The sequence below is a fragment of the Devosia beringensis genome, assembly GCF_014926585.1.
GTDB lineage: Bacteria > Pseudomonadota > Alphaproteobacteria > Rhizobiales > Devosiaceae > Devosia > Devosia beringensis.
In genome coordinates, this window is sequence record NZ_CP045422.1 from 3,405,868 (window position 1) to 3,425,676 (window position 19,809).

At 59.6% G+C, this 19,809-nt stretch carries 19 protein-coding genes and 2 pseudogenes; 10 read left to right on the forward strand and 11 right to left on the reverse strand.

Features of this window, described 5'->3' with window-relative positions; translation table 11 throughout:
• Window positions 1-256: 256 nt before the first annotated feature.
• Window positions 257-700 (reverse strand): hypothetical protein, encoded by a 444-nt coding sequence (locus tag GDR53_RS16610; RefSeq protein ID WP_193335550.1) that lies wholly within the window; start codon window positions 698-700, stop codon window positions 257-259.
• On the reverse strand, window positions 700-1,452 hold the full coding sequence (rlmB, locus tag GDR53_RS16615; protein WP_193335551.1) for a 23S rRNA (guanosine(2251)-2'-O)-methyltransferase RlmB: 753 nt from the start codon (window positions 1,450-1,452) through the stop codon (window positions 700-702). Before rlmB ends, GDR53_RS16610 begins: the two co-directional genes overlap by 1 nt.
• A gap of 222 nt (window positions 1,453-1,674) precedes the next feature.
• Here rlmB and GDR53_RS16620 point away from each other — a divergent pair, with 222 nt between their 5' ends.
• The 3 genes from GDR53_RS16620 to GDR53_RS16630 all read left to right on the forward strand — a co-directional run bounded on the left by GDR53_RS16620 (window position 1,675) and on the right by GDR53_RS16630 (window position 4,899).
• Window positions 1,675-3,024: a site-specific integrase gene (locus GDR53_RS16620; RefSeq protein WP_193335552.1), complete on the forward strand. Its 1,350-nt coding sequence runs from the start codon at window positions 1,675-1,677 to the stop codon at window positions 3,022-3,024.
• A gap of 59 nt (window positions 3,025-3,083) precedes the next feature.
• Entirely contained in the window at window positions 3,084-3,584 is a 501-nt protein-coding gene (locus GDR53_RS16625; protein WP_193335553.1) for a histidine kinase dimerization/phospho-acceptor domain-containing protein, read from the forward strand.
• A gap of 769 nt (window positions 3,585-4,353) precedes the next feature.
• A complete protein-coding gene (locus GDR53_RS16630; protein WP_232846654.1) occupies window positions 4,354-4,899 on the forward strand; it encodes a DUF309 domain-containing protein in 546 nt (181 codons plus the stop codon).
• 431 nt (window positions 4,900-5,330) lie between these two features.
• Here GDR53_RS16630 and GDR53_RS19820 read toward each other — a convergent pair.
• A pseudogene (locus GDR53_RS19820) lies at window positions 5,331-5,618 on the reverse strand (integrase core domain-containing protein); the annotation flags it as partial.
• Between the two features lie 300 nt (window positions 5,619-5,918).
• Between GDR53_RS19820 and GDR53_RS16640 the strand changes: the two are divergent.
• The 5 genes and pseudogenes from GDR53_RS16640 (at window position 5,919) to GDR53_RS16660 (ending at window position 9,044) form a co-directional block, all read left to right on the forward strand.
• Window positions 5,919-6,179 carry a hypothetical protein gene (locus GDR53_RS16640; protein WP_193335555.1) on the forward strand — a complete coding sequence of 87 codons (261 nt, stop codon included), beginning with the start codon at window positions 5,919-5,921 and terminating at the stop codon, window positions 6,177-6,179.
• 163 nt (window positions 6,180-6,342) lie between these two features.
• Window positions 6,343-6,855 (forward strand): annotated as a pseudogene (locus GDR53_RS16645) (cytochrome b).
• Window positions 6,856-6,922: 67 nt separating this feature from the next.
• On the forward strand, window positions 6,923-7,990 hold the full coding sequence (locus GDR53_RS16650) for a type III polyketide synthase (protein WP_193335556.1): 1,068 nt from the start codon (window positions 6,923-6,925) through the stop codon (window positions 7,988-7,990).
• Between the two features lie 26 nt (window positions 7,991-8,016).
• Window positions 8,017-8,523 carry an isoprenylcysteine carboxyl methyltransferase family protein gene (locus GDR53_RS16655; RefSeq protein ID WP_232846655.1) on the forward strand — a complete coding sequence of 169 codons (507 nt, stop codon included), beginning with the start codon at window positions 8,017-8,019 and terminating at the stop codon, window positions 8,521-8,523.
• A 65-nt stretch (window positions 8,524-8,588) separates the two neighbouring features.
• Entirely contained in the window at window positions 8,589-9,044 is a 456-nt protein-coding gene (locus GDR53_RS16660; RefSeq protein WP_193335558.1) for a GH36-type glycosyl hydrolase domain-containing protein, read from the forward strand.
• 369 nt (window positions 9,045-9,413) lie between these two features.
• On the opposite strand, the gene GDR53_RS16665 is transcribed toward GDR53_RS16660, so the two are convergent.
• From GDR53_RS16665 to GDR53_RS16700, 8 genes are all read right to left on the reverse strand, one after another.
• Entirely contained in the window at window positions 9,414-9,806 is a 393-nt protein-coding gene (locus GDR53_RS16665) for a cupin domain-containing protein (RefSeq protein ID WP_193335559.1), read from the reverse strand.
• Between the two features lie 162 nt (window positions 9,807-9,968).
• Window positions 9,969-10,145, reverse strand: a complete 177-nt coding sequence (locus GDR53_RS19825; protein ID WP_232846656.1) for a CsbD family protein — start codon at window positions 10,143-10,145, stop codon at window positions 9,969-9,971.
• 276 nt (window positions 10,146-10,421) lie between these two features.
• Window positions 10,422-11,513: a sensor histidine kinase gene (locus GDR53_RS16675; RefSeq protein WP_193335560.1), complete on the reverse strand. Its 1,092-nt coding sequence runs from the start codon at window positions 11,511-11,513 to the stop codon at window positions 10,422-10,424.
• Window positions 11,514-12,313: 800 nt separating this feature from the next.
• Window positions 12,314-13,243, reverse strand: a complete 930-nt coding sequence (locus tag GDR53_RS16680) for an SMP-30/gluconolactonase/LRE family protein (RefSeq protein ID WP_193335561.1) — start codon at window positions 13,241-13,243, stop codon at window positions 12,314-12,316.
• The gene (locus tag GDR53_RS16685; RefSeq protein WP_193338146.1) at window positions 13,240-14,214 is read right to left on the reverse strand and encodes an ABC transporter permease; all 975 of its coding nucleotides are present in this window, start codon (window positions 14,212-14,214) and stop codon (window positions 13,240-13,242) included. Before GDR53_RS16685 ends, GDR53_RS16680 begins: the two co-directional genes overlap by 4 nt.
• Window positions 14,214-15,137 (reverse strand): ABC transporter permease, encoded by a 924-nt coding sequence (locus GDR53_RS16690; RefSeq protein ID WP_193335562.1) that lies wholly within the window; start codon window positions 15,135-15,137, stop codon window positions 14,214-14,216. Before GDR53_RS16690 ends, GDR53_RS16685 begins: the two co-directional genes overlap by 1 nt.
• Complete coding sequence (locus GDR53_RS16695) at window positions 15,134-16,612, reverse strand: sugar ABC transporter ATP-binding protein (protein WP_193335563.1); 1,479 nt, start codon at window positions 16,610-16,612, stop codon at window positions 15,134-15,136. The genes GDR53_RS16690 and GDR53_RS16695 overlap by 4 nt, the downstream gene beginning before the upstream one ends.
• Before the next feature lie 9 nt (window positions 16,613-16,621).
• Entirely contained in the window at window positions 16,622-17,635 is a 1,014-nt protein-coding gene (locus GDR53_RS16700) for an ABC transporter substrate-binding protein (RefSeq protein ID WP_193335564.1), read from the reverse strand.
• A 207-nt stretch (window positions 17,636-17,842) separates the two neighbouring features.
• Between GDR53_RS16700 and GDR53_RS16705 the strand changes: the two genes are divergently transcribed.
• Window positions 17,843-19,018, forward strand: coding sequence for a sensor histidine kinase (locus tag GDR53_RS16705; RefSeq protein WP_210321352.1), 1,176 nt, complete (start codon window positions 17,843-17,845; stop codon window positions 19,016-19,018).
• Window positions 19,015-19,749: a response regulator transcription factor gene (locus tag GDR53_RS16710; RefSeq protein WP_193335566.1), complete on the forward strand. Its 735-nt coding sequence runs from the start codon at window positions 19,015-19,017 to the stop codon at window positions 19,747-19,749. The genes GDR53_RS16705 and GDR53_RS16710 overlap by 4 nt, the downstream gene beginning before the upstream one ends.
• Window positions 19,750-19,809: the final 60 nt, after the last annotated feature.

Here is a 19,809-nt window from a genome sequence, read left to right on the forward strand (position 1 = left end):
CGACAACAATGAGCTGCAGCTCCCGCCCATGAGCACCCGGTTGTAGTTCCGCGAATGTCGCACTTTGGACAGGTGCCAATGCACACAATCGCCCTCGGCCGAACCCAAAGCAGCGACATCTACGGCATTTGGTCTGGAAGGTCCGAATTCAACACAGATAACCAAAAGGGACCTAAGCCTCTGAAATTGTGAAGGTGTATGTTGCAGACGGGCATGACTTTGGAAAATCCGTATCGCTCGCAACAGCACCGGCGTCCTAGTCTTCCTCGTCGTCCTCGACGTCGGTGAGATAGACCGAGACCTCGATATCGATGCCGAAGCCGGCAATGGCGGCGACGACATGGGCGGGCAGGCGGGTCGACATGGCTTCGCCATGCTCGGGATAATCAAAGGCCAGGTCGAGCACGGCCTTGCCGATGCGGCGATCGTCCAGCATGGCGGCAATGGCCGGGCCAGACCGTTCGGCCAGCTCGAGCAGCGCGCGCACCGGATTGGCCACTGGCACGTCGACCTGGGCGTAGAAACTGCCCTCGGCGTCTTCGGGTTCGAAGCGGCTGGTCAGCTGCTTGAGGGCGCCATCAAGTTCGAGCTGCAGCTTGTCGCTGTCGGTCAGCGGGCTCAGCACGCCCGCCTGCGGCAGCGGCCGCAGCGTCACGCCCGACAGGCGCAGGGCAATGGCGAAGGGCGCGAACTGGGTCATCAGGAACGTCCGGCAGTGGCCGCAAACAGAGCGATGGCGGCGGCGTTTGAAACATTGAGCGACTTGATCGGGCCGGGCATGTCGAGCTTGACCACTTCGTCGCAGAGCTCGCGAGTGCGCTGGCGCAGGCCCTTGCCCTCGGCGCCCATGACGATGGCCATGGGCTGGCTGTCGGTGCGCGGCTTGAGCTGCAGTTCTGATTCAGAATCAAAGCCGAGCACCAACATGCCGCGGCTCTTGAGCTTTTCGAGCGCGTCGCCCAGGTTGCGCACCTCGATCATCGGCACCAGGTCGAGCGCGCCGGAGGCCGATTTGGCCATCACGCCGGTCTCGCGCGGCGAGTGGCGGGCCGTGGTGATGACGGCATCAGCGCCAAAGGCGCAGGCAGTGCGCAGGATGGCGCCCACATTATGCGGGTCGGTGATGTGATCGAGCACCACCACCAGCTGCAGCGGATGGATGTCATCGAGCCCGAAGCGGGTCACCGGATCGACTTCAAGCGCAGCGCCCTGGTGCACGGCGTCGTCGCCGAGCAGCCGGTCGAGCTCCTTGGGCGTGGTTTCCTTGACCGGAACCTTGCCGATTTCGCCGGATTCCCTGAGGCGGTTCAGCGCATTGGGCGTCGCCAGCAGCACCTTCTTGATGCGGTTGGGATTGTCCAATGCGGCGCGCACGGTGTGCATGCCGTAAAGATAGACCGGACCCTCATCGGGATTGTAGCGCGCCTTGGGCGGAAATTTGTTGAAGCTCATGAGCTTTGCCTAGCGCCTTTGCGCGATGCCAGCAAGCGGCTCGCCCGCGCGGTGGCGGCGGGGGGGCAGCAATTGGCCATTCTGAGGGAAGGGCGGTTGGTGGAGGGGACTGGATTCGGTTTTAGTGATGAAAATGCCCATGATGCCTGCGTTCCTTGACTTTCTGACCCGAATATGGGCCTTTGGCTGTCCAACAAACTGTCCAACATTGAGGTTCCGCGCATGAGGCGCACGACCGAAGCGAAGCCGCATAAAAGAGCGGGGATATGGTACCTCGTCCGCCGCATCCCCGCAGAGTTCGCCCACCTCGATCGACGATCCTCCCCGCTTAAACTGTCCACCAATATTGCGGTAGCTGATGATCCCAAGGCCATCCGCGCCCGCCAGGTGGTGGCCCAGCTCAACCAGAACCTTGAGGCCTATTGGCGCGGCCTGCGCGATGGTCAGTCGGCCGAGGCCCGCATCCGCTTCGAGGCTGCCCAGAAGCGCGCCAAGGCGCTGGGGGTCAATTACCAGACCGTCGAGGAGCTCCACGCCGGCCACGCCATTGCCGACACCCTGGCCCGCGTCGAGCTGCTGCTCAACCGCCAGGCCATCGACAGCGAGAACGACGTCGCGGCCGTGCTGGGCGGCGAGGATAGGCCCAGACTGCGCGTGTCTGACCTGGTCGCCGAGTTTGAAACCATCCACTCGGCCAAGCTCACGGCGTTCTCTGAGGCGCAGCGCAAGCGGTGGCGCAGCCCCAAGCTCAAGGCCGCCACCAACTTCATCGAGGCGATCGACGACAAGTACCTCGAAGAGCTCACCCGCGCCGATGCCGTGACCTTCCGCGAATGGTGGCAGGTCAAGCTGGTCAGGGATCGCCTTGAGATAGGGACGGCCAACAAGGACTTTGGCCACATGAACAAGATGCACCGCGATATCGACATGGCGCACCAGCTGGGCCTGAAACCGGTATTCAGCCGGCTGCGCCTGGAAGGGGAGACGACGGGCAGCCGCGCGGCCTTCACGCCCGAGCAGGCGGTGGCCATCGTACTGTCGCCCGACCTGGACAGACTCAACGCCGAGGCCCGCGATATCCTGCTGATCGTCGCCGAGCTGGGCATGCGGCCGTCCGAGGTGTGCGGGCTGCTGGAGCAGAACATTCAATTGGCGGCGCCGATTCCGCTCGTGCAGATCCGGCCGGAGGGCAGGCAGCTCAAGAACCCGCAATCCGAGCGAGACTTGCCGCTGACAGGCAATGCCCTGGCGGCGCTGCAACGGCACCCGAAAGGCTTCCCCACATACCGAGACAAGGCCGATACGTTGTCCGCCACCTTGGCCAAGGCCCTAAAAAAGGCGAACCTTATTCAGAGCAAGCACCAGTCGCTATACAGCTTCCGGCACTCTTTTGAAGATCGGCTGATCGAGGAAGAAACCCCCGACAAGGTCATCGCCTCGATGATGGGGCATAAGTTCCAGCGCCCGAAATACGGCAAGGGCCCCAGCCTCGAGCTCAAGTTGCGATGGTTGCAAAGGGTGGAGCTGCCGCTCAGACCGAATGCAGACCTCACTCCCACATCTAGTGGGTGAGGATGCGCTGAGCAAAATAATCTCCAACGGCATGCTCGACATCACCGCCGATTCCAGGCGTGCGCCCCATTTCCAACCTGGGCGAGCTGACGACATCAATTGCCCACGAGATCAAGCAGCCGCTCTCGGCCATCCCGACCAATGCCCGGACCAGGCTGCGCTTGCTGGACAAGGCCGAACCCAATCTCGACAAGCTCGTGAAGCTGACCACCTGGATCGTCGAAAGCGCCCAGCGCGCCAGCGACATTATCGGTCCCATCCAGGACATGGCCGGCAAGCGGCCGTCGCAACACAGCCTGATCGGCCTCAATGCCATGATCCACGACGGCCCCGTCTTCCTGCGCCACGAATGCGCCGACAAGGGCGTCCGCGTCCAGCTCGAACCGGGTGCGGACTTGCCTTCCGTGCAGGCGATCGGGTGCAGCTGCAGCAGGTGGTGGTTAATCTGGCCGTCAATGCCATCCAGGCCATGTAAGTGGCTGGCGGAACGCGGCGCACGATCAATGTCAGCACCGCTTCCGGCGCCGAGGGCAGGGTCCAAGCTATCTGATCGGCGTTGAATCCGCCGCAGCGGCCACCTGATTATCCGTCTCCAGCAGCTTTAAGGTTCTGCCTCGCCAGGAAAGAGGTCCTCGCGGGGACGAAGGTGGCGTGAGATCGTAATGGCCGCGGCCCTGCCAGTTGGCAAGGACGCCCAAAAGATTGATTTACCCCGCCTTTCTTACCCCATCATGGGGCGGCCCAGCGCTGACCCATAAGAGGAGCGCGAGCCCCGCGTGGCACGACCTCATGCCAAGCAGCAAAGGCCGACTCTGTACGCACGCCGCTCGACGGCGCCCTTTTTGCGATCGGCAATGCCGCCTCGCTGCGGCAGATGACGCGGCGCGACCCTTGACACCAACCGCGATATAGAAACTGCCGTTCAAATATGCCCGACTAAACGTCGAAAAGGGGTTGGCAAGCCGCCTGGCCGCTTTCAATTGGCCTTCGGGGAAAGCGGACGTTGTTGGTCTGGCAAAGTCGGGCCGGTACGAGACTGGCCGCCTTCGGTGGTTTGCTGTTGACTGCGGCCGTTTAGCCACGGGAAGGACGATTGATTGGCTGGAGGCTGTGAGGTCCGTCGAGACAACGTCGTGGCGAACACTTCTTTAACTTGCTGAAAATTGGAGAGCGTTGAGCGCCGGCCCTTGGGTACGGAAGGAGGCCGCTAGGATCTGCGCGCATGTACCGCTAGAAGAATCCAGCGGTAACCAAGGCGAATGCGCAACTAAAATCAATCATAGCGCAGCTGAGCCAACATATCTGATAGGGTTGGTCCGAGGTACGGCGATGGCCATTTCAACGCGACCAAGATTCTTACCTGACCGGATGCTTCCCGCTTACGCCTATTTGCCGGGCAGCACTCAACCCCATCCGGTCCGAGATCCTAAGGGACATAGCTACGAGCAAGGCGAGTTACAGCCGGCGCAAGGCGTGGACACTGTCGCTCTTTTGTGGGGCATCGATCTTTTCAATCTTGGATATTATTGGGAGGCCCATGAGGCTTGGGAACCACTCTGGATAGCTACCAAGGGTGCCGTTTGGGATCGAACTCTCTACAAGGGCCTTATCATGCTGGCCGCAACGGGTGTAAAGATCCGTGAGCGAAAGTGGGTTCCCGCTATGCGGCATGCGGATAGGGCTGGCAAAGCCCTGCGTCTGTTGTCTTCCGGCAGGGGAGGTCGTTTAATCGACCAAATTGGGATTGCGCCACCCCATCTGGCGACCTTGGTGGAGGCGGCTGCGGCAGAGGCCTCGTTCCATAAGCCGATCAGCGACCGAAGTCGGCCGGAGTGCGTTTTTGCATTTTTCCTTGGCCAGAAATCTGGTGGCTAACCCATATTGTAGGTCAGCGGGCGCCTCCGTTGTGACACCCTGTAGCGAGGGAAAATTAGCAGACATCAGAGTCTGCTGGTTCCAACACGGCCGCACGTGCTCACTGCACCAGGGGCCGTCACTGATGCCAGCGCTCGCGCGCAAATCCCAGCAGTGCCCCCATTTGGTTCGCGCTTTCACTGAAACGGCGCCCCGGCATTCTTATTGTCTTCTTTGCGGAGGCTCAACGACGTTACTTAGCCAAGAATGTACCGGTGGGTCAGCCCAGAGGGAAACCGCCGATGAAATTCGATCCAATCACCCCCCAATCCACAGTCTGCCTTTTGCATGAGGATGGCAGTGCCACACTGCTCGATCCGTTGACTGCCAGTCTTGTGGTGGCCATCAAAGCCTGAACCGCGCCGGGAATTCCGGAGGCTGTTTGGTTTAAGTTATGCGGCCATGGCCGGTTGTTCCAGTGCTGCGTAGAAGTTTGCCTCAGCTTCTGCTGGCGGGATATTGCCAATGGGCTCGAGCAGCCGGCGGTGATTGAACCAGTCGACCCATTCGAGGGTGGCGAACTCGACGACTTCAATGCTTCGCCATGGGCCCCGCCGGTGGATTACCTCAGCCTTGTAGAGGCCGTTGATGCTTTCGGCCAAGGCGTTGTCATAGCTGTCCCCGACGCTGCCGACTGAGGGCTCGATGGCGGCTTCGGCCAGTCGCTCGGAGTAGCGGATACCGCCATCGACCTCGGCCTTCTTGAGCCACTCATTGAGCGTATGGGCCGAGCAGCCAATCTTGCCGGCAACCGACACCACTGCCGCCCAGCGGGATGGATATTCCCCGCCATGCTCCTGCACCATCCGCACCGCTCGGGTCCGGACCTCAACTGAAAACTTGTTCGTCGTCTTGCCGGTCATGCTCCATCCTACTCAGGGGTTGGAGCCTCCGGCAAACCCGGTGCGGTTCAGCCATGGACATTACGGCAACGTGACCATCATGTGTCCGCCGGGTACTGGACCGCCGTATCCGTCGCTTTGCGCGAACTGCTGGTCTTGCCCTACGACCATCAAGGGCTTTCTCCACTCGCAAAAAATCTTGCTACCATGCTCGACAGGCAAGGACCGGCGAACTTGCGTCCGTTTCGCAGATGGTTGCTCGATCAAGTAGAGCACCAGACCACGAACTTCTATCGCCGCAGCCTTGAACGCCGTATCGACGTGATCTTGGATAAACTCCGCAGCGTGGACTTTGAGTTTCGGAAGACCGCGCTACGTATTTTGGCCGAAGCCCGCTAACTTCTGCGGACGCTGTCTGGTGCTTCGGAGCTCGGCTGTCTTTTGGCGCAAACGGGATCCAGCAATGGACTCGCCTTCAGCTTGGCGTCAGGTTGGGCCACTAAAGCTTCGGCGGGCCGACAAATTGTGGATGATTTGTCTAGCATCCCAGAGGTCATGTTCCATGAACGACAAACAGACCGTCGGATATTCCAGGCTTCAGATCACATTGCATTGGCTGATCGCCGCGCTCGTCATCTTCCAGCTGATCTTCGGCGAGGGCATGACCAATGTGCGCGACGCGATCGAGGAAGGTGGAACATCGTCCAACATCGATTTTGTCGTCAGCATCGGCCACTACTGGTTAGGGATAGCGATCCTTGCTCTTGTTGTCGTCCGGCTTGGGCTGCGAATTACCCGAGGCGTCCAGCAACGGCCGGTTGCCACCCACACCTGGATGGACTGGGCCGCCAAGGTAGTGCACTTTGCATTCTGACTGATGCTATTCGCCATGCCCGTGCTAGGCTTGCTGACGATTTACGTCTCTGAATCGTTTGGCGATATTCACACGCTGGGCAAGCCGGTTTTCATCGTCCTTATCACCGTCCATGTGGTGGCAGCCCTGTTTCACCAGTTCGTCAAGCGAGACGGCACGCTGGGCCGGATGCTGGTCCTCGCCCGCACCGCGAACTCGTGATCGCGGAACGCCAAGACAATCTGTGTCGTTAGGCGCTGGCCAACTCAGGATACCTTAAGGATACCTCATGAACGCTCAAATTACCTTACCTGAAGCCCACCTGCTAGGGCTCGGGACTTATGTGCCGCCTTATGAACTTCGCCAAGACATGGTCAAAGTGGTGGCCAAGCGCGTGCTGGGCGAGCGCTATCCCGACTTCGAGCGCTTGACCAAATCCTTCGAAAACGCGGGCATCAACACTCGGTATTCGGCAGTGCCTTTCGAATGGTTCGAAAAACCACAGGATTGGCCAAGTCGCACTGACGCCTTTCTCTGCGGTGCGACCGATATGTTCATCGGGGCGGCGAGTAAGGCGCTGGCGGCCGCTGGTTGGGCGGCCGCGGAAGTTGATTGTATCGTCACGGTTACCTCGACGGGCATTGCCACGCCGACCCTTGATGCGCGCGCCATGATGGCCATGCCGTTCCGAGCTGATGTGCAAAGGGTTCCGGTGTTTGGTCTCGGCTGCGCTGGCGGCGTTTCCGGTTTGTCGATCGCGGCGCGGCTGGCCGCGGCGTCGCCGGGTAGCAAGGTGCTGTTTGTCTGTGTCGAAGCGTGCACGTTGTCGTTTCGCGATGACCGGCTGCAGAAGGCCGACATCATCGCCACCGTGCTATTTGGCGATGGCGCCGCAGCTGCGTGTCTCTGTACCGAGGGTGTCAGCTTGGGTCAGTTCGGCCGGGGTGAGGAACATACCTGGCCCAATACGCTCTCGATCATGGGGTGGGATGTCGACAAGGATGGTTTCGGCGTCGTGTTCGATCGCTCGATACCTGAGTTCGTCAAACAGAACTTCGCCGAAGCCGTAGCCAACGGCCTTAGTCGCATGGGACTGGAACAGGCCGATTTGAGCCGTATGGTCTGCCATCCGGGCGGCGCCAAGGTTGTCGACGCCATTGAGGGTGCACTGCATCTTGAGGAAGGTTTACTCGATCACGAACGTGGGATTTTGCTCGACTACGGCAATATGTCGGCACCGACAGTATTGTTCGTGCTGGAGCGGGTGCTGCGCGATGCGCCGTGTGGGCAAATGATGTTGGCAGCGCTGGGACCGGGGTTCACCGCCTCGCTGCTGCCCATACGTTTCCCCGCCTAATGGGACCGGCCTCAGTTCCAGCACTTATGTTCATCACCTTCGTGGTGCTGCAACGCCTGGGCGAGCTGGTGTTAGCGCGGCGCAATACAGCGGCGCTGTTGGCGCGAGGAGCTCGTGAGATCGGGGCAAACCACTATCCGTTGATGGTGGGTATGCACGCGACATTTTTGGCGGCAGTCGCGTGGTTTGGCTGGCAGGCACCGGTTGCGCTGCCTTGGTTGGCAGCTTATGCAGTGTTGCAGGGTTTGCGCGGCTGGATCCTGGCGAGTCTGGGGTCCCGGTGGACCACCCGTATCATTATCCTCGACGAGCCCCTCGTCGTGAGTGGGCCTTACCGATTTTTTTCACACCCTAATTACGTGCTTGTCGTGGCCGAACTGATTGTCGTCCCCATGGTTCTGGGACTTGTATGGGTGGCGCTCATTTTCACTGTACTCAACGCGGCGATGTTGGCACTGCGCATCTCAGTAGAGCAGCAGGGACTGGATCAAATAGCGGTCGGGCGGATTGATGATATCTCCCGGTTGGGCTGACCTGGGACAAAGATTATTGGGTAGGTCCGCTTTATAGAAAAGTCGTACGGCCGTGAACGGTGGCAATGGGGTCGGCCCATAAGGCTGCTGAACTGTTCGCCCTAGTCAATCCGATCAACCATGCGCGCACGCCCGAAGAGGTCGAACGCTACAAGGTAGAGCCGTATGTGGTTGCCGCCGACGTCTACTCGGTCACGCCGCATGTCGGGCGTGGCGGCTGGACCTGGTACACCGGGTCCGCAGGATGGATGTATCGGGCAGGTGTCGAGGGCATTCTGGGCATCCGCAAGGAGGGTGCCTTTCTCGTCGTCGCCCCCTGCATTCCGCTAGGTTGGCCCGGATTTGAGGCCACGGTGAAGATGGCATCAACCCACTATGCAATCCGCGTGCACACTTCGCTGGACGGACCGGACAGCATCTCGGGAGCTATCCTTGATGGCTCACACATCGAATCCGCTAACAGCAGGGTCCGTCTTCCCCTCGACGGTGGCAATCACCGCCTGTCCCTGAACCTCGCATAGTCATCCGGGAGTGGCGCTCGCACCGGCCTCGACCGGTCACGAACCCGCCCACTTCGTATCGCCGGCAAGCTGATGGACCTCCGGCACTGGGCCTCGACAAGAAGGCCCCGATCTCTTGGCCGGGGCTCTCGTGCATTTTGCGCCAGTTTGCACGACTAGCGCGGGAGCGAGTTCCAACTAGAGATGAAAATGGCGTCAGGAACTGTGTTTTGGCGCCCAATATTGACTCTGACTCAGTTTTGATGAAGTTGGCGAGCTGACTGGCGGCGTTTCCCATCATCCAGGATCCACAACATGCAAAGGCCGCTCCGCCTATCGTCTCTGGTTCCGCCAGGCTGCCGGTGAAGCGGCGCGGCGCGGCGGCCACCGTCACTCAGTCGTCTTGCCGTCGAAGTGCTCCGTGTCGGCCTCCGCCTCGGCCCGGGTGTGGTGGACAATGCCGTCCCGATGATTGGGCGGAGAATAGAGCGTATAGAGCTTGAGCGGAACATCGCCGGTATTGATGATGTTGTGTTTGGCCCCAGCCGGCACGACTACCGCGAAGCCCGCTGTGATCGCGGTCCGAACCCCATCGAGAACCGCCTCACCGCTGCCTTCCTCGACGCGAAAGAACTGGTCGAGTTTGTGGACCTCTGCCCCGATCTCCTCTTTGGGCTTCAACGACATGACGACGAGTTGGCAGTTTCTTGCCGTGTAGAGGACGCGTCGGAAATCGTCATTGTATACCGCGAGACGTTCGATGTTTTGTACAAAGCCTTTCATAGCGACTCCTCTTAGCTCACCGTTATGCCCTGCTCATCGACCTTGATCTCGGGGCTGGGTTTCTGTGTTTCCTGATTAAAGAATTTAGCGAGCGGAGGCCGCCACGACGACCGCCGCAAGCCCAATGACAAGATAGCGTGCGTTTCTGCTCATGCAGGGCGCCTACTTGCCCTTCAGAGTGTCTTTGAGTCCGCCGACCGCGTTTTGCAGCTTGCCCTCGGCCTTGTCGGCAGTGCCTTCAGCTTCAAGCTTGGCGTCGCCGATGACCTTGCCAATTACCTGCTTGACGGTGCCCTTGGCCTCCTTGACTGATCCTACAATCCGGTCCTTGTCTACCACTTGGTCCCTCCTGGGTATGTGTTGCCGATCTTCCTTAAACTGCACGATCAAACGACTGGGCCGCCTCTGCTTCTGCGGCGATTGGCGCAAGTGCACCGTGACCGAAGAAGTCCGCTGTTGCCGCGCCAGCCGAGGTCGCGGGCACTGCTTATTTGGCCAAGCTATGGCTAGCAGGCGCAATCGTCCGACGAATTGATCCAGAACAAATCCCGGCCGAGACATGCGTCGGTGGAGATCAGGGAGACAACGACTACCTGGGGGTTTAAAGACCATTTATCAGGTCGATACGAGAACCAGGGAAGGCAAAGGAATGCTGAGCCTTGTCGTCCAGCCATGGGGAGTTACCTCGCGATCGATTCTTCCGCCGAACTCCGCCTCGATCAAGCGTAACATAAGCGTAGTGCCGAAACCCCTTGGAGCAGAGTCACCGGTCTGCAATTGCAGCGCCTCCTCCCGCCAGCACAGCCCCAACCTTCCGTCAGCCTGACGCCAGTCCACAAAAATCCGGCCATCCATGTGCCGCAGCGCACCATATTTCAGGGCGTTCGTCGTCAGTTCGTGAAAGACCAGGGCAAGCACTTCCGAAGGACGTTGTCCCACCACAAGCTGGGGTCCGGACAGCGAAACCCGATCGTTCTCAGCATCCGTCCACATGAACGGCGCGAGGACGGCATGTAGAATATCCTTGATGGACAAGGCGCCGTGGATGGACCCGGCCTGCGGCGCCTTGAACGCCAAATCGATGACGGAGGACAGAGCGAGAATTCGCCCCCTGAGGCTCTCTTCCATCTCCTTGGGCGATTGGGCGCCACGGGCGCTGAGCGAGATCAGCGCGTTGACAGTCGCCATCAGATTTTTGACGCGGTGGCCCATCTCGTGCGCCACGACCTCCTGATGCGCCAGTTCCAGGCCAAGGGCCTTCTCATGAGCCTCCGACTCCTGGACCCGGAACTGGTCGGAGCGGTCGTACACCACCGCGAGGACGAACTGTGACCCCCCAGTGCGTATCGTGCGAAGACCTACTTCGATCGGGAAGACCGAGCCATCCTTGCGCTGCCCCCTAAGGGAACGCCCTGGTCCCATTGCGCGCATTTGGTCCGACCCCAATGCCTGGGACCGGACTGCGGCGTGACCGTCGCGCAGCCCGGCAGGGACCAGAATATCAACGCTCCTGCCGAGCAGGCCATCCGCCTCGTAGCAGAACTGGCGGCCCACTTCGGCGTTCACAGCCAGCATGACCCCTCGCGTATCGACGACAATGGCGCCGGCCGGGATGGTGTCTAGGACATCCTGAATCGAGAGGGTCATCCCCGCCAAGTCGGCGCTGGCTGCCACCCGGGTGTGAGCCCTACCAGTGATATCGTCCATATTTTAGCCCCACCGCTTGTACGTTGTCTGAAGCAGTCTATCTCCGCGGTCTCACGCAGTCTTGACCAAAATCAAACCTGCTGAATGGGCGCTCCCGGCCTGAATGGCCCCCCTATGGCGAGTGTGCAGCGACGGCCGCAAGCACCTTCACCGCCACTCAGCAGCCCGAGTCCTGCATCGCTCCTAGATCGGGCATGTCCCTCAACGTGTCGAGACCAGTGGCGCAGTTGTGGGCGGTTTGCGCTGTCGGACCCGTTGGTTCCACGTAGCGGCAGGTGCGCCAAGGCGGGGGCACGCAGGACTGTGGCCTCTTTGCTTATCGATGGGTTATTACATCAATATATGTACTTCGTCGGCGCCATATCGCTGCAATGTCTGACGCGCCTCTTTCACACACTACGCACCTTCGATGTCCAGAAAGGACCAAGAGAGACCCTAAGCCTCTGAGATGCATGAGCTTGCTCCAACCATTTCCTTTGAAATCCTCAGCATAGGAATTTGGGCGATCGGCGCGGAAATCGTCTGTCCAAATCCCATCTCAGCTCTATCGGGCGCTGCCCTGGTGTGCCCGGCTATACTCTCGATAACACTTCATTATCGACAGTTATAATCACTTCGTGGTCGCCAGAGCGTAACCGGCGGTGATGAGCTTCGGGTCCTTCTGTCCGGCATGGGGTGGACAGGGGACTGTCTGCTCTTGATACCAAACCGACAAAAGCCTCCGCTTGCGGCGGAGCATCAACTGCATTTGAAGCGCACCGCCATCGACGAAGAGTTCGGCGCCGATTGCATCGACCCGCTCAGATCAGGTGCGTAGAACGGTACGAACAGATCGCAGCTTCGGTGTTGACGTGGATCGCATAAAGGCTGGTGGTGGCGGTGATGAACAGATGGGTGTTCCGGGGCCCGCCAAAGGCCAGGTTGGAGACAACCTCGGGTACCAGAATTCTTCCCAACAACATGCCCTGTGGATTGAAACACTGGACGCTGTCTGCTGAGGACGTCCACAGATTGCCATGGAAATCGACACGGATACCGTCGGGCACGCCAGGTTCAATTGTGGCAAATACCCGTGAATTGGTCAGCGCGACGCCACCGACCACATCAAAGGCGCGGATCGTGGCGGGTGCTGTTCCATCCGTATGGGTGCCCGAATCTGCGACATAGAGAATGGATTCGTCGGGCGAAAAGGCCAGCCCATTAGGCTGCAAAAAATCACCAACAACGCTGGTCAGCGTGCCGGTTTCGACGTCGAGCCGGAAAACGTTGCGTGCTTCCTGCTCAGGGACGGAGCGATAGCCTTCGTAGTTGCCCATGATGCCGTAGGTCGGGTCGGTGAACCAAATGGCGCCATCGCTTTTGACGACAACGTCGTTGGGGGAATTGAGCCGCTTGCCCTCATAGTGGTCGGCCAACGTCTTGATCGATCCGTCTGTCTGGGTGCGAACGACCGTTCGGGTGCCATGCTGGCAACTGACCAGTCGCCCCTGGCGGTCCAGCGTGTTGCCATTGGTGAAATTGGAATTCCGGCGCAGCGCGGTCACAGCGCCGTCGGGTGTCCAGCGCAAGATGGACTGATTGGGAATGTCGGAAAAATATAGGCACTGGTGCGCTGGAACCCAGACCGGACCCTCAGTCCACATATGGCCGGACGACAATTGCTTGAGGCCCACGTTATGCTGGATGAGTGCATGGAACGCGGGGTGCCGTATGTCATACAACGGGGTCATGCCGAATAGATCCTCTTGCTGGCAAATATCACCACAGCGACGATAATGCCCCCGGTCAGAAGCAGCCTGATGCCGGCGCCCAGGCCAAGGCTATTGAGCATGGAGACCAACAGGAACATGAACAAAGCTGCGCCCCAGATGCCCGGGACATTGCTGTTTCCACCGGCAATCGAGCTGCCGCCGATAACGACCACCGCAATCGACATAAGCATGTATTCGGTACCCATGTTCAGATTGGCGCCGCCCGAAAAGCTCGCGAGCAGAAATCCGGCAAAGGCGGCAAGCGTTGCCGAGCCCACATAGACGCAGATGCGCACCAGATTGATCGGCACGGCGCTCAACTGGGCGGCACGCAAATTCTGGCCGACCGCCAGGATCCAGCGTCCGAAAATGGTGCGTTCCAGCACGAACCAAGCCAGCAGCGCAAGCACCACCACGACAATCGCCACATTGGGGATAGCCAGGGTGCTGCCGGTGGTGAAGTCAGCCAGAGGCTGAGGCGGCTTGATGCGCAGGCCTCGATTGGACCAAATGGCGATCGACTGGAAGATGAACGAAGACGACAGCGTGGCGATAATCGGCGGAATGCGCAGCGCCAGGATCAGGCCATAGTTGAAGATGCCGCAGGCCACGCCCACGGCCAGCGCGATCAGCAGGCCCGGCACTATGAGGCCGGTATCGGAATCCATGAATTTGAGCGAAAGCGTTGCGGCCAGTGTCATGCTTGCGGGAACCGACAGATCGACGTTGCCAGGCCCCAGCGTGATGACGAACATCTGTCCAACGCCAACAATGACGGAAAATGCCGCAAAGGTAAGAGCCGCGTTGAGCAGTGAGTACGAGCCCTGACCACCCGAAACGACCATCGTTCCACCGAATGCCAATGCGGCAGCGAGGAAGGACCAAATCCAGGGCGCTTGCCTCAATCGGGCAAACAGGTTTGGGCCAGCGGCCTGCGCGTGCGCTGTCATCACGCGGTCCTCCGATAGGAAATAAGCAAGCGGGCGGCTAGCACCAGGATCAGGATCGCGCCTTGGGCGCCAATTTGCCAATCCGGCGAGAGCCGCAGAAAGGACAGGAAACTTGCCGCCAGCGTCAGCGTGAGTGCGCCAATCACTGCGCCAATGGGGGACACGCGCCCCCCGGTAAATTCGCCTCCGCCCAGGATCACTCCGGCAATTGAGAGCAGTGTGTAGCGCAGGGCGATATTGGCATCGGCAGCCGTGGTCAGGCCCACCAGCGCCATGCCCGCCAGCACGCCGAATAGACCGGCCAAACCATAGGCGAGTGCCTTGAGCCCGATGATGGACCAGCCGGAACGATCCAGCGCCCGTTCATTGCCACCCACGCCCTGGAGCACAACACCGATCGAGGAGCGCTTGATAAAGAGGTGCATGACCAGCCCGATCACGATCGGGGCGAGGACCGCCAGGGGCACAAATATGGGTTTAAGACTCATCAAGTCGCGCACCCAGCCGGGCGCTGCGCCGCCGGGCGACGGCAGGATCAGCACCGCAAGACCGGACCACACGAAGGATGCCCCCAGGGTCACCACGATGGCCGGCAAACCGCGCGCGTGAATGATTGCGCCCATGGCAGCATAAGCCAGCACAGAGGCGGCGAGGACCGCATAGCCGAGCAAGGGCGTGTCATTGACAAGCGTGGCCGTGACGCAGGCGCAGAAGGTGACAAACGTGCCGATGGACAGGTCGATGTCGTTGACCATGATGATCAGCATCTGGGCAATAGTGGCCAGCGCCAACGGAATTGCCAGATTGAACAGCAGGTTGACCCCAAAATAACTCATGGCGCGCGGCTGCAGCCAGAAGACGGCGGCGAGCAAGACGCTGAGGGACACGACCGGCAGCAATGTCCGGATCTGGTCGCGAGTCATTCTGCGGCCTCCTGCATCTCAAAGGACGCGCGCAAGATGTTCTCCTCGCTGATTTGCGGTCCCGTCAACTCGGCCGAAATGGCGCTGTCGCGGAACACGAAAACGCGGTCGCATTCGAGGATTTCGTCGGTTTCTGTCGAATACCAAAGAAAGGTTCGGCCTGCCTCGGCTTCAGCTCGGATCATGCGATAGACTTCTTTTTTGGTGCCGACGTCGACACCGCGCATGGGGTCATCCATGATCACAATTAGCGCACTGGAAGCCAGCGCTTTGGCGAACAGTACTTTTTGCTGGTTTCCACCGGACAGCGACAGGATCGGATTGCCCAGATCGGGTGTTTTGATCTGAATTTTTTGCTTCCAGGTCGCGCCGAGTTCGCCTTCCTTGCGTCGATCAACCAGACCGCGACGGCCAAACTCGGCTAGTGTGGCGAGGCTGAGATTTTTCAGGATCGACCAGATCGGCATGATGCCATCACGGCCCCGGTCCCCGGCCACAAACACAACGTCGGGTTGCTGGCGGGCCCGCCATGTAGAGGTCTTGTCAAAATAGAACCGGGCCAGTGCCTCGGCTTGCCCGTGTCCCGCCAAACCCGCCAGACCAACAATTTCACCTTGACGCGCCGATAGTCCGTTCGGAAGGCGTAGCACGATATCGCCCGGCACACGCTCTGTGTGTGCTTCGGCAAAATTGCCGCCATCTGCTGCAACATGACCCATTGTATCGACCAGTGTCTGGCGCGTGAACGTGCCGGTCGGACGATCCTCGACAATTTGTCCGTCTTTCATGACGACGATGCGGTCTGCGACCTGAAAAATCTCGCCCATCATATGGGTGATAAAGATCACCGCCCCACCGGCAGCACAGAATTTGCGGACATGATCCAACAGCTGATGCGAAATACCAGCGTCAAGTGAGGACGTTGGCTCGTCCAAAATGACCAGACGTGGGGCAATGTCGCGCGCGGAAAAAGCGATAGCAATTTCCACCATTTGCCGCTCTGCAATGCTCAGATCGGCCACGACCGAGTCCGGCCCGATGCCGTGGCCGGGGAATACTTCGTCCAAAGCAGCCATAACGGCGACAAGGGCGGCCTTGCGCCAGCCCCAACGAGGCATGTTGCGAAAGGGAATGCGATAATTCTCGAGCACCGACAGGTTCGGGCACAACGATAATTCCTGGAACACACTGCGAATGCCGTTGGCTGCGGCCAGATCGGCATTGCGCCCTCCACCGTCTGCGGCGTGCGCACCATATTGGACCTGACCGGCTGTCGGCGTCAGTCGTCCATTGATGATATTGACGAAAGTTGATTTTCCGGCGCCGTTATGGCCGACGAGGCCGATACATTCACCGGCCCTGACGACCATTGACGCGCCTGCCAAAGCGCGGACAGGTCCAAAGGACTTGTCCACGCTCTGCAGGGAAACAACCAGCGTTGAGCCAACGCCAGAGGTATCAGTATTTGGGATCATGCCCTGGAGTTACCGAGCAGCTTCGATGACGGCGATGGAGTCGTCGAGCGAATACTCGACATTGGCAACTGAGCCTTCAGGCGTTGTTTCAAGCGCGGCATCCAGACCAGCCTGATCGATGGCAAGGAATGGAACCGTCAGGTCCTTCGGTACTTCCTGGCCATCCAGAATCTGCTGGGCAACCCAGAAGGCAAGGGTGCTGACGCCGGGTGCGATCGACAACGAGGTGGTCTCGTAGCCATTGGCTGCCTTCTGCTCAGCCCACCAGGCGAGCTCGTCCTGACGATTGCCCATGACGATGATCGGCATGGGGCGATCAGTGGCCGCAATAGCCTGTGCTGCGCCGTAGCCGTCGCCGCCCTGGGTCACGACAGCGACCAGTTCAGGCAAGCTCGGCAGGATGCCAGCAACGGCCTTCTGGGCAACGTCCTGGGCCCAATCGCCATTGACCGAACCAACAATGTTGAACTTGGTCTTGGCCACTTCTTCATGGATGCCGGCGCTGATTTCATCGTCAACGAACACGCCAGCAAGGCCGCGGATTTCGAGCAGGTTGCCGCCCTCGGGGAAGCGCGCTGCCAGGTAGCTCACCTGATCACGGCCCATCTGGCGGAAGTCCACGGCAATGCGCCAGGCGCAGGGCTCGGTGACGATGCCGTCAAAAGAAACGACAATGATGCCGGCGTCGCAGGCTTCCTTGATGGCGCCATTGAGCGAGGTGGGCGATGCCGCATTGACGACGATAGCGTCGTAGCCCTGCAGGATCATGTTCTGTATCTGGGCAGCCTGCTCGGTTGCCTGATTTTCGGCGGTAGTGAAAGCGTCTGCTGCTGCCACGACGCCGGTGCCCACGGCTGGCCCGGTGACCTTGTTCCAGCTTTCCAGCATTGCCTGACGCCAGCTATTGCCCGCGTAATTGTTGGACAGCGCAATGCGCTTGCCTGCGGTTTCAGCCAGTACTGGCGTTGCGGCGACAAGCGCCAGAACGGCAGCGGCCGAAAGAAACTTCACACGATAGGTCATTAGATGTCCTCCCTGGGTGCGACTGTGATCGCGTCTTTTTTGTAGATGCGCCTCCACGCGCTGTTCAAAAGTAAACCGTATTGCGCCCCGCTTCTACAGAGTATGAAGTGCAGAACAATTGCGGGAACCCGCAACGGATCAACACCGACCCGCAAGACGGCAGGTCGGTTAGGCGCTAGATTGGGGGGAGGGGACAAGGTGGCCGGTGTGGACAATTACGTCAAGATTTCTAACCATCTGGCGGGTGAGCTCGATATTCGTTCGGCTCTAAGGGCGGTGAGTGGCGAAATCGAGAAGATTATCGCTTACGATCATCTCGACGTTTGCCTGATCGACCAGGATGGGCTGTGGAACACCTCCTATGAGGTTGGTCTGCGCACCAGTTGGAGCAGTTCGCGCTCGCTGGTCGCGGCATCGCCGGTTCGCAGTATCTTGAACGGCGAAACCGACACCATGTTGACCGGGGATGCGCTTATCGACCCGCGCTATGTCTTTCCCGGCTCGGTCTCGGAGCCGATGGTCAAACACGGCCTGCGCAGCCGGATCAATGTGGCGATGAAGGTGTTTGGCCGCACCGCGGGCGCCTTGAATTTCTCGCTACGGCAGCCCGACCATTACAACGAGAGCCATGTTCCTACGGTGCAGAACCTGGCAGATATCCTGGCGCCCTACTTCTTTGCATTGCGCGCCAACGAGAATGCCAAAAAAGAAGCGGTTGAGCGCACCAAGATCGCGGCTCAGCAGGAAGGGCTGCGCTTGGGTGCTCTGCGTCTGACAGATGCGCTTGAACGCGAGCGCCAGCGGATCGGGATGGATTTGCACGATCAAACCCTGGCCGATCTGACGCGCATCTCGCGCGCACTGCGGCCCGGCCTGACCTTAGATGAAACCGCCCAATTGCAGGGCGAATTCCAGGGCTGCATCCAGCAGTTGCGGCGCATCATTGAAACGTCGGTGCCATCAATTCTCGAACTGTTCGGCTTTGAAGAGGCTGTCCGATCCCACTTCGAATCCGTGCGAGGTCCTGATCAGAAGACCACCCTGTCTTTCGTGGACAGCACTCATGGTAGCATGAGCGACCTAGGGGAAACCGAGCGCATAGCTTTGTTTCGCATTTGCCAGGAAGCCATCAATAACAGTCTCAAACATGCCGAGGCGTCCCAGCTCAATGTCACTATCGATGAAAGTGATGATAAACGCGTCCGCGTCCGCATCGCCGACAATGGCCAGTTTGACGATGCGGGCCGCACGCGTCAAAGCGGGCTGCAGCATATGCGCACCCGGGCCAAACTGATTGGCGCCAGCTTCAAGATCGAAAAATCATCGGGCTCTACTATTACCGTTCTCATGTCCCGCTCAAACCAAGAAGAAACAGTGCTTTGAGGATTTTGCTCGTCGAGGATGACAAGTTGCACCTGAGCTATCTCAAGGAGCAGGTCACGAGTACTTTTGACAGTGTGCGACAATTGGTCTGCGCTTCCACAGGCTCGGAGGCGGAGGCGTTGGCACGGTCGGAAAACATTAGCGCCATCGTGATGGATCTGCGGATGAAGGAGCGCAACGGGGTGGACGCAGCCCGCGTCATCTGGCGCGAACGTCCGCATACGCGCATTCTGTTCTGGTCCAACTATGCCGATGAAGCTTACCTCCGCGGCATCTCTCGCATCGTTCCCGATCAGTCGGCATATGGCTATGTGCTCAAGACGGCTTCACCAGAACGTCTGGCACTGGCCATGCGCGCTGTGCTTGGCGAAGGGCAAATCCTGATCGACCGCGAGGTGCATTCGCTCAATTCCTTCGGCCAACGCCGCAAGGATGCGCTGACTGAGGTGGAACTGGCGATTCTGAACGACATCGCACTGGGTCTGCCGGACAAGTTCGTGGCCCTGCGTCATGGGCTATCGCTCAGAACGGTTCAGAACCGGTTGATGGACCTTTACGACAAGCTCTCCCAACAGGACGATCTGTTCGATCGTCTCGGAACAGAACCGAACAAACGCAACCGTGCGGTGGCCACGGCGGTCAAACTGGGCTTCATCACCTCGGAAACTCTCGAGACAACAGAAAAAGACCTGGCAGCCTGGGCCGATCAAAGGACAATAGAGAACTCGTAATTTTTTGATTGCAGTTCGGATCTGACCAGCTTCGCCGATGGCCATGCTAGCGCTGTCGGC

Excerpts from the sequence above, each read along its gene's own strand:
- GDR53_RS16610 (WP_193335550.1), bottom strand. The coding sequence starts at position 700 with ATGACCCAGTTCGCGCCCTTCGCCATTGCCCTGCGCCTGTCGGGCGTG.
- rlmB (WP_193335551.1), bottom strand. The coding sequence starts at position 1,452 with ATGAGCTTCAACAAATTTCCGCCCAAGGCGCGCTACAATCCCGATGAG.
- GDR53_RS16620 (WP_193335552.1), top strand. The coding sequence starts at position 1,675 with ATGAGGCGCACGACCGAAGCGAAGCCGCATAAAAGAGCGGGGATATGG.
- GDR53_RS16630 (WP_232846654.1), top strand. The coding sequence starts at position 4,354 with ATGGCCATTTCAACGCGACCAAGATTCTTACCTGACCGGATGCTTCCC.
- GDR53_RS16650 (WP_193335556.1), top strand. The coding sequence starts at position 6,923 with ATGAACGCTCAAATTACCTTACCTGAAGCCCACCTGCTAGGGCTCGGG.
- GDR53_RS16655 (WP_232846655.1), top strand. The coding sequence starts at position 8,017 with ATGTTCATCACCTTCGTGGTGCTGCAACGCCTGGGCGAGCTGGTGTTA.
- GDR53_RS16660 (WP_193335558.1), top strand. The coding sequence starts at position 8,589 with ATGGGGTCGGCCCATAAGGCTGCTGAACTGTTCGCCCTAGTCAATCCG.
- GDR53_RS16665 (WP_193335559.1), bottom strand. The coding sequence starts at position 9,806 with ATGAAAGGCTTTGTACAAAACATCGAACGTCTCGCGGTATACAATGAC.
- GDR53_RS16675 (WP_193335560.1), bottom strand. The coding sequence starts at position 11,513 with ATGGACGATATCACTGGTAGGGCTCACACCCGGGTGGCAGCCAGCGCC.
- GDR53_RS16680 (WP_193335561.1), bottom strand. The coding sequence starts at position 13,243 with ATGACCCCGTTGTATGACATACGGCACCCCGCGTTCCATGCACTCATC.
- GDR53_RS16685 (WP_193338146.1), bottom strand. The coding sequence starts at position 14,214 with ATGACAGCGCACGCGCAGGCCGCTGGCCCAAACCTGTTTGCCCGATTG.
- GDR53_RS16690 (WP_193335562.1), bottom strand. The coding sequence starts at position 15,137 with ATGACTCGCGACCAGATCCGGACATTGCTGCCGGTCGTGTCCCTCAGC.
- GDR53_RS16695 (WP_193335563.1), bottom strand. The coding sequence starts at position 16,612 with ATGATCCCAAATACTGATACCTCTGGCGTTGGCTCAACGCTGGTTGTT.
- GDR53_RS16700 (WP_193335564.1), bottom strand. The coding sequence starts at position 17,635 with ATGACCTATCGTGTGAAGTTTCTTTCGGCCGCTGCCGTTCTGGCGCTT.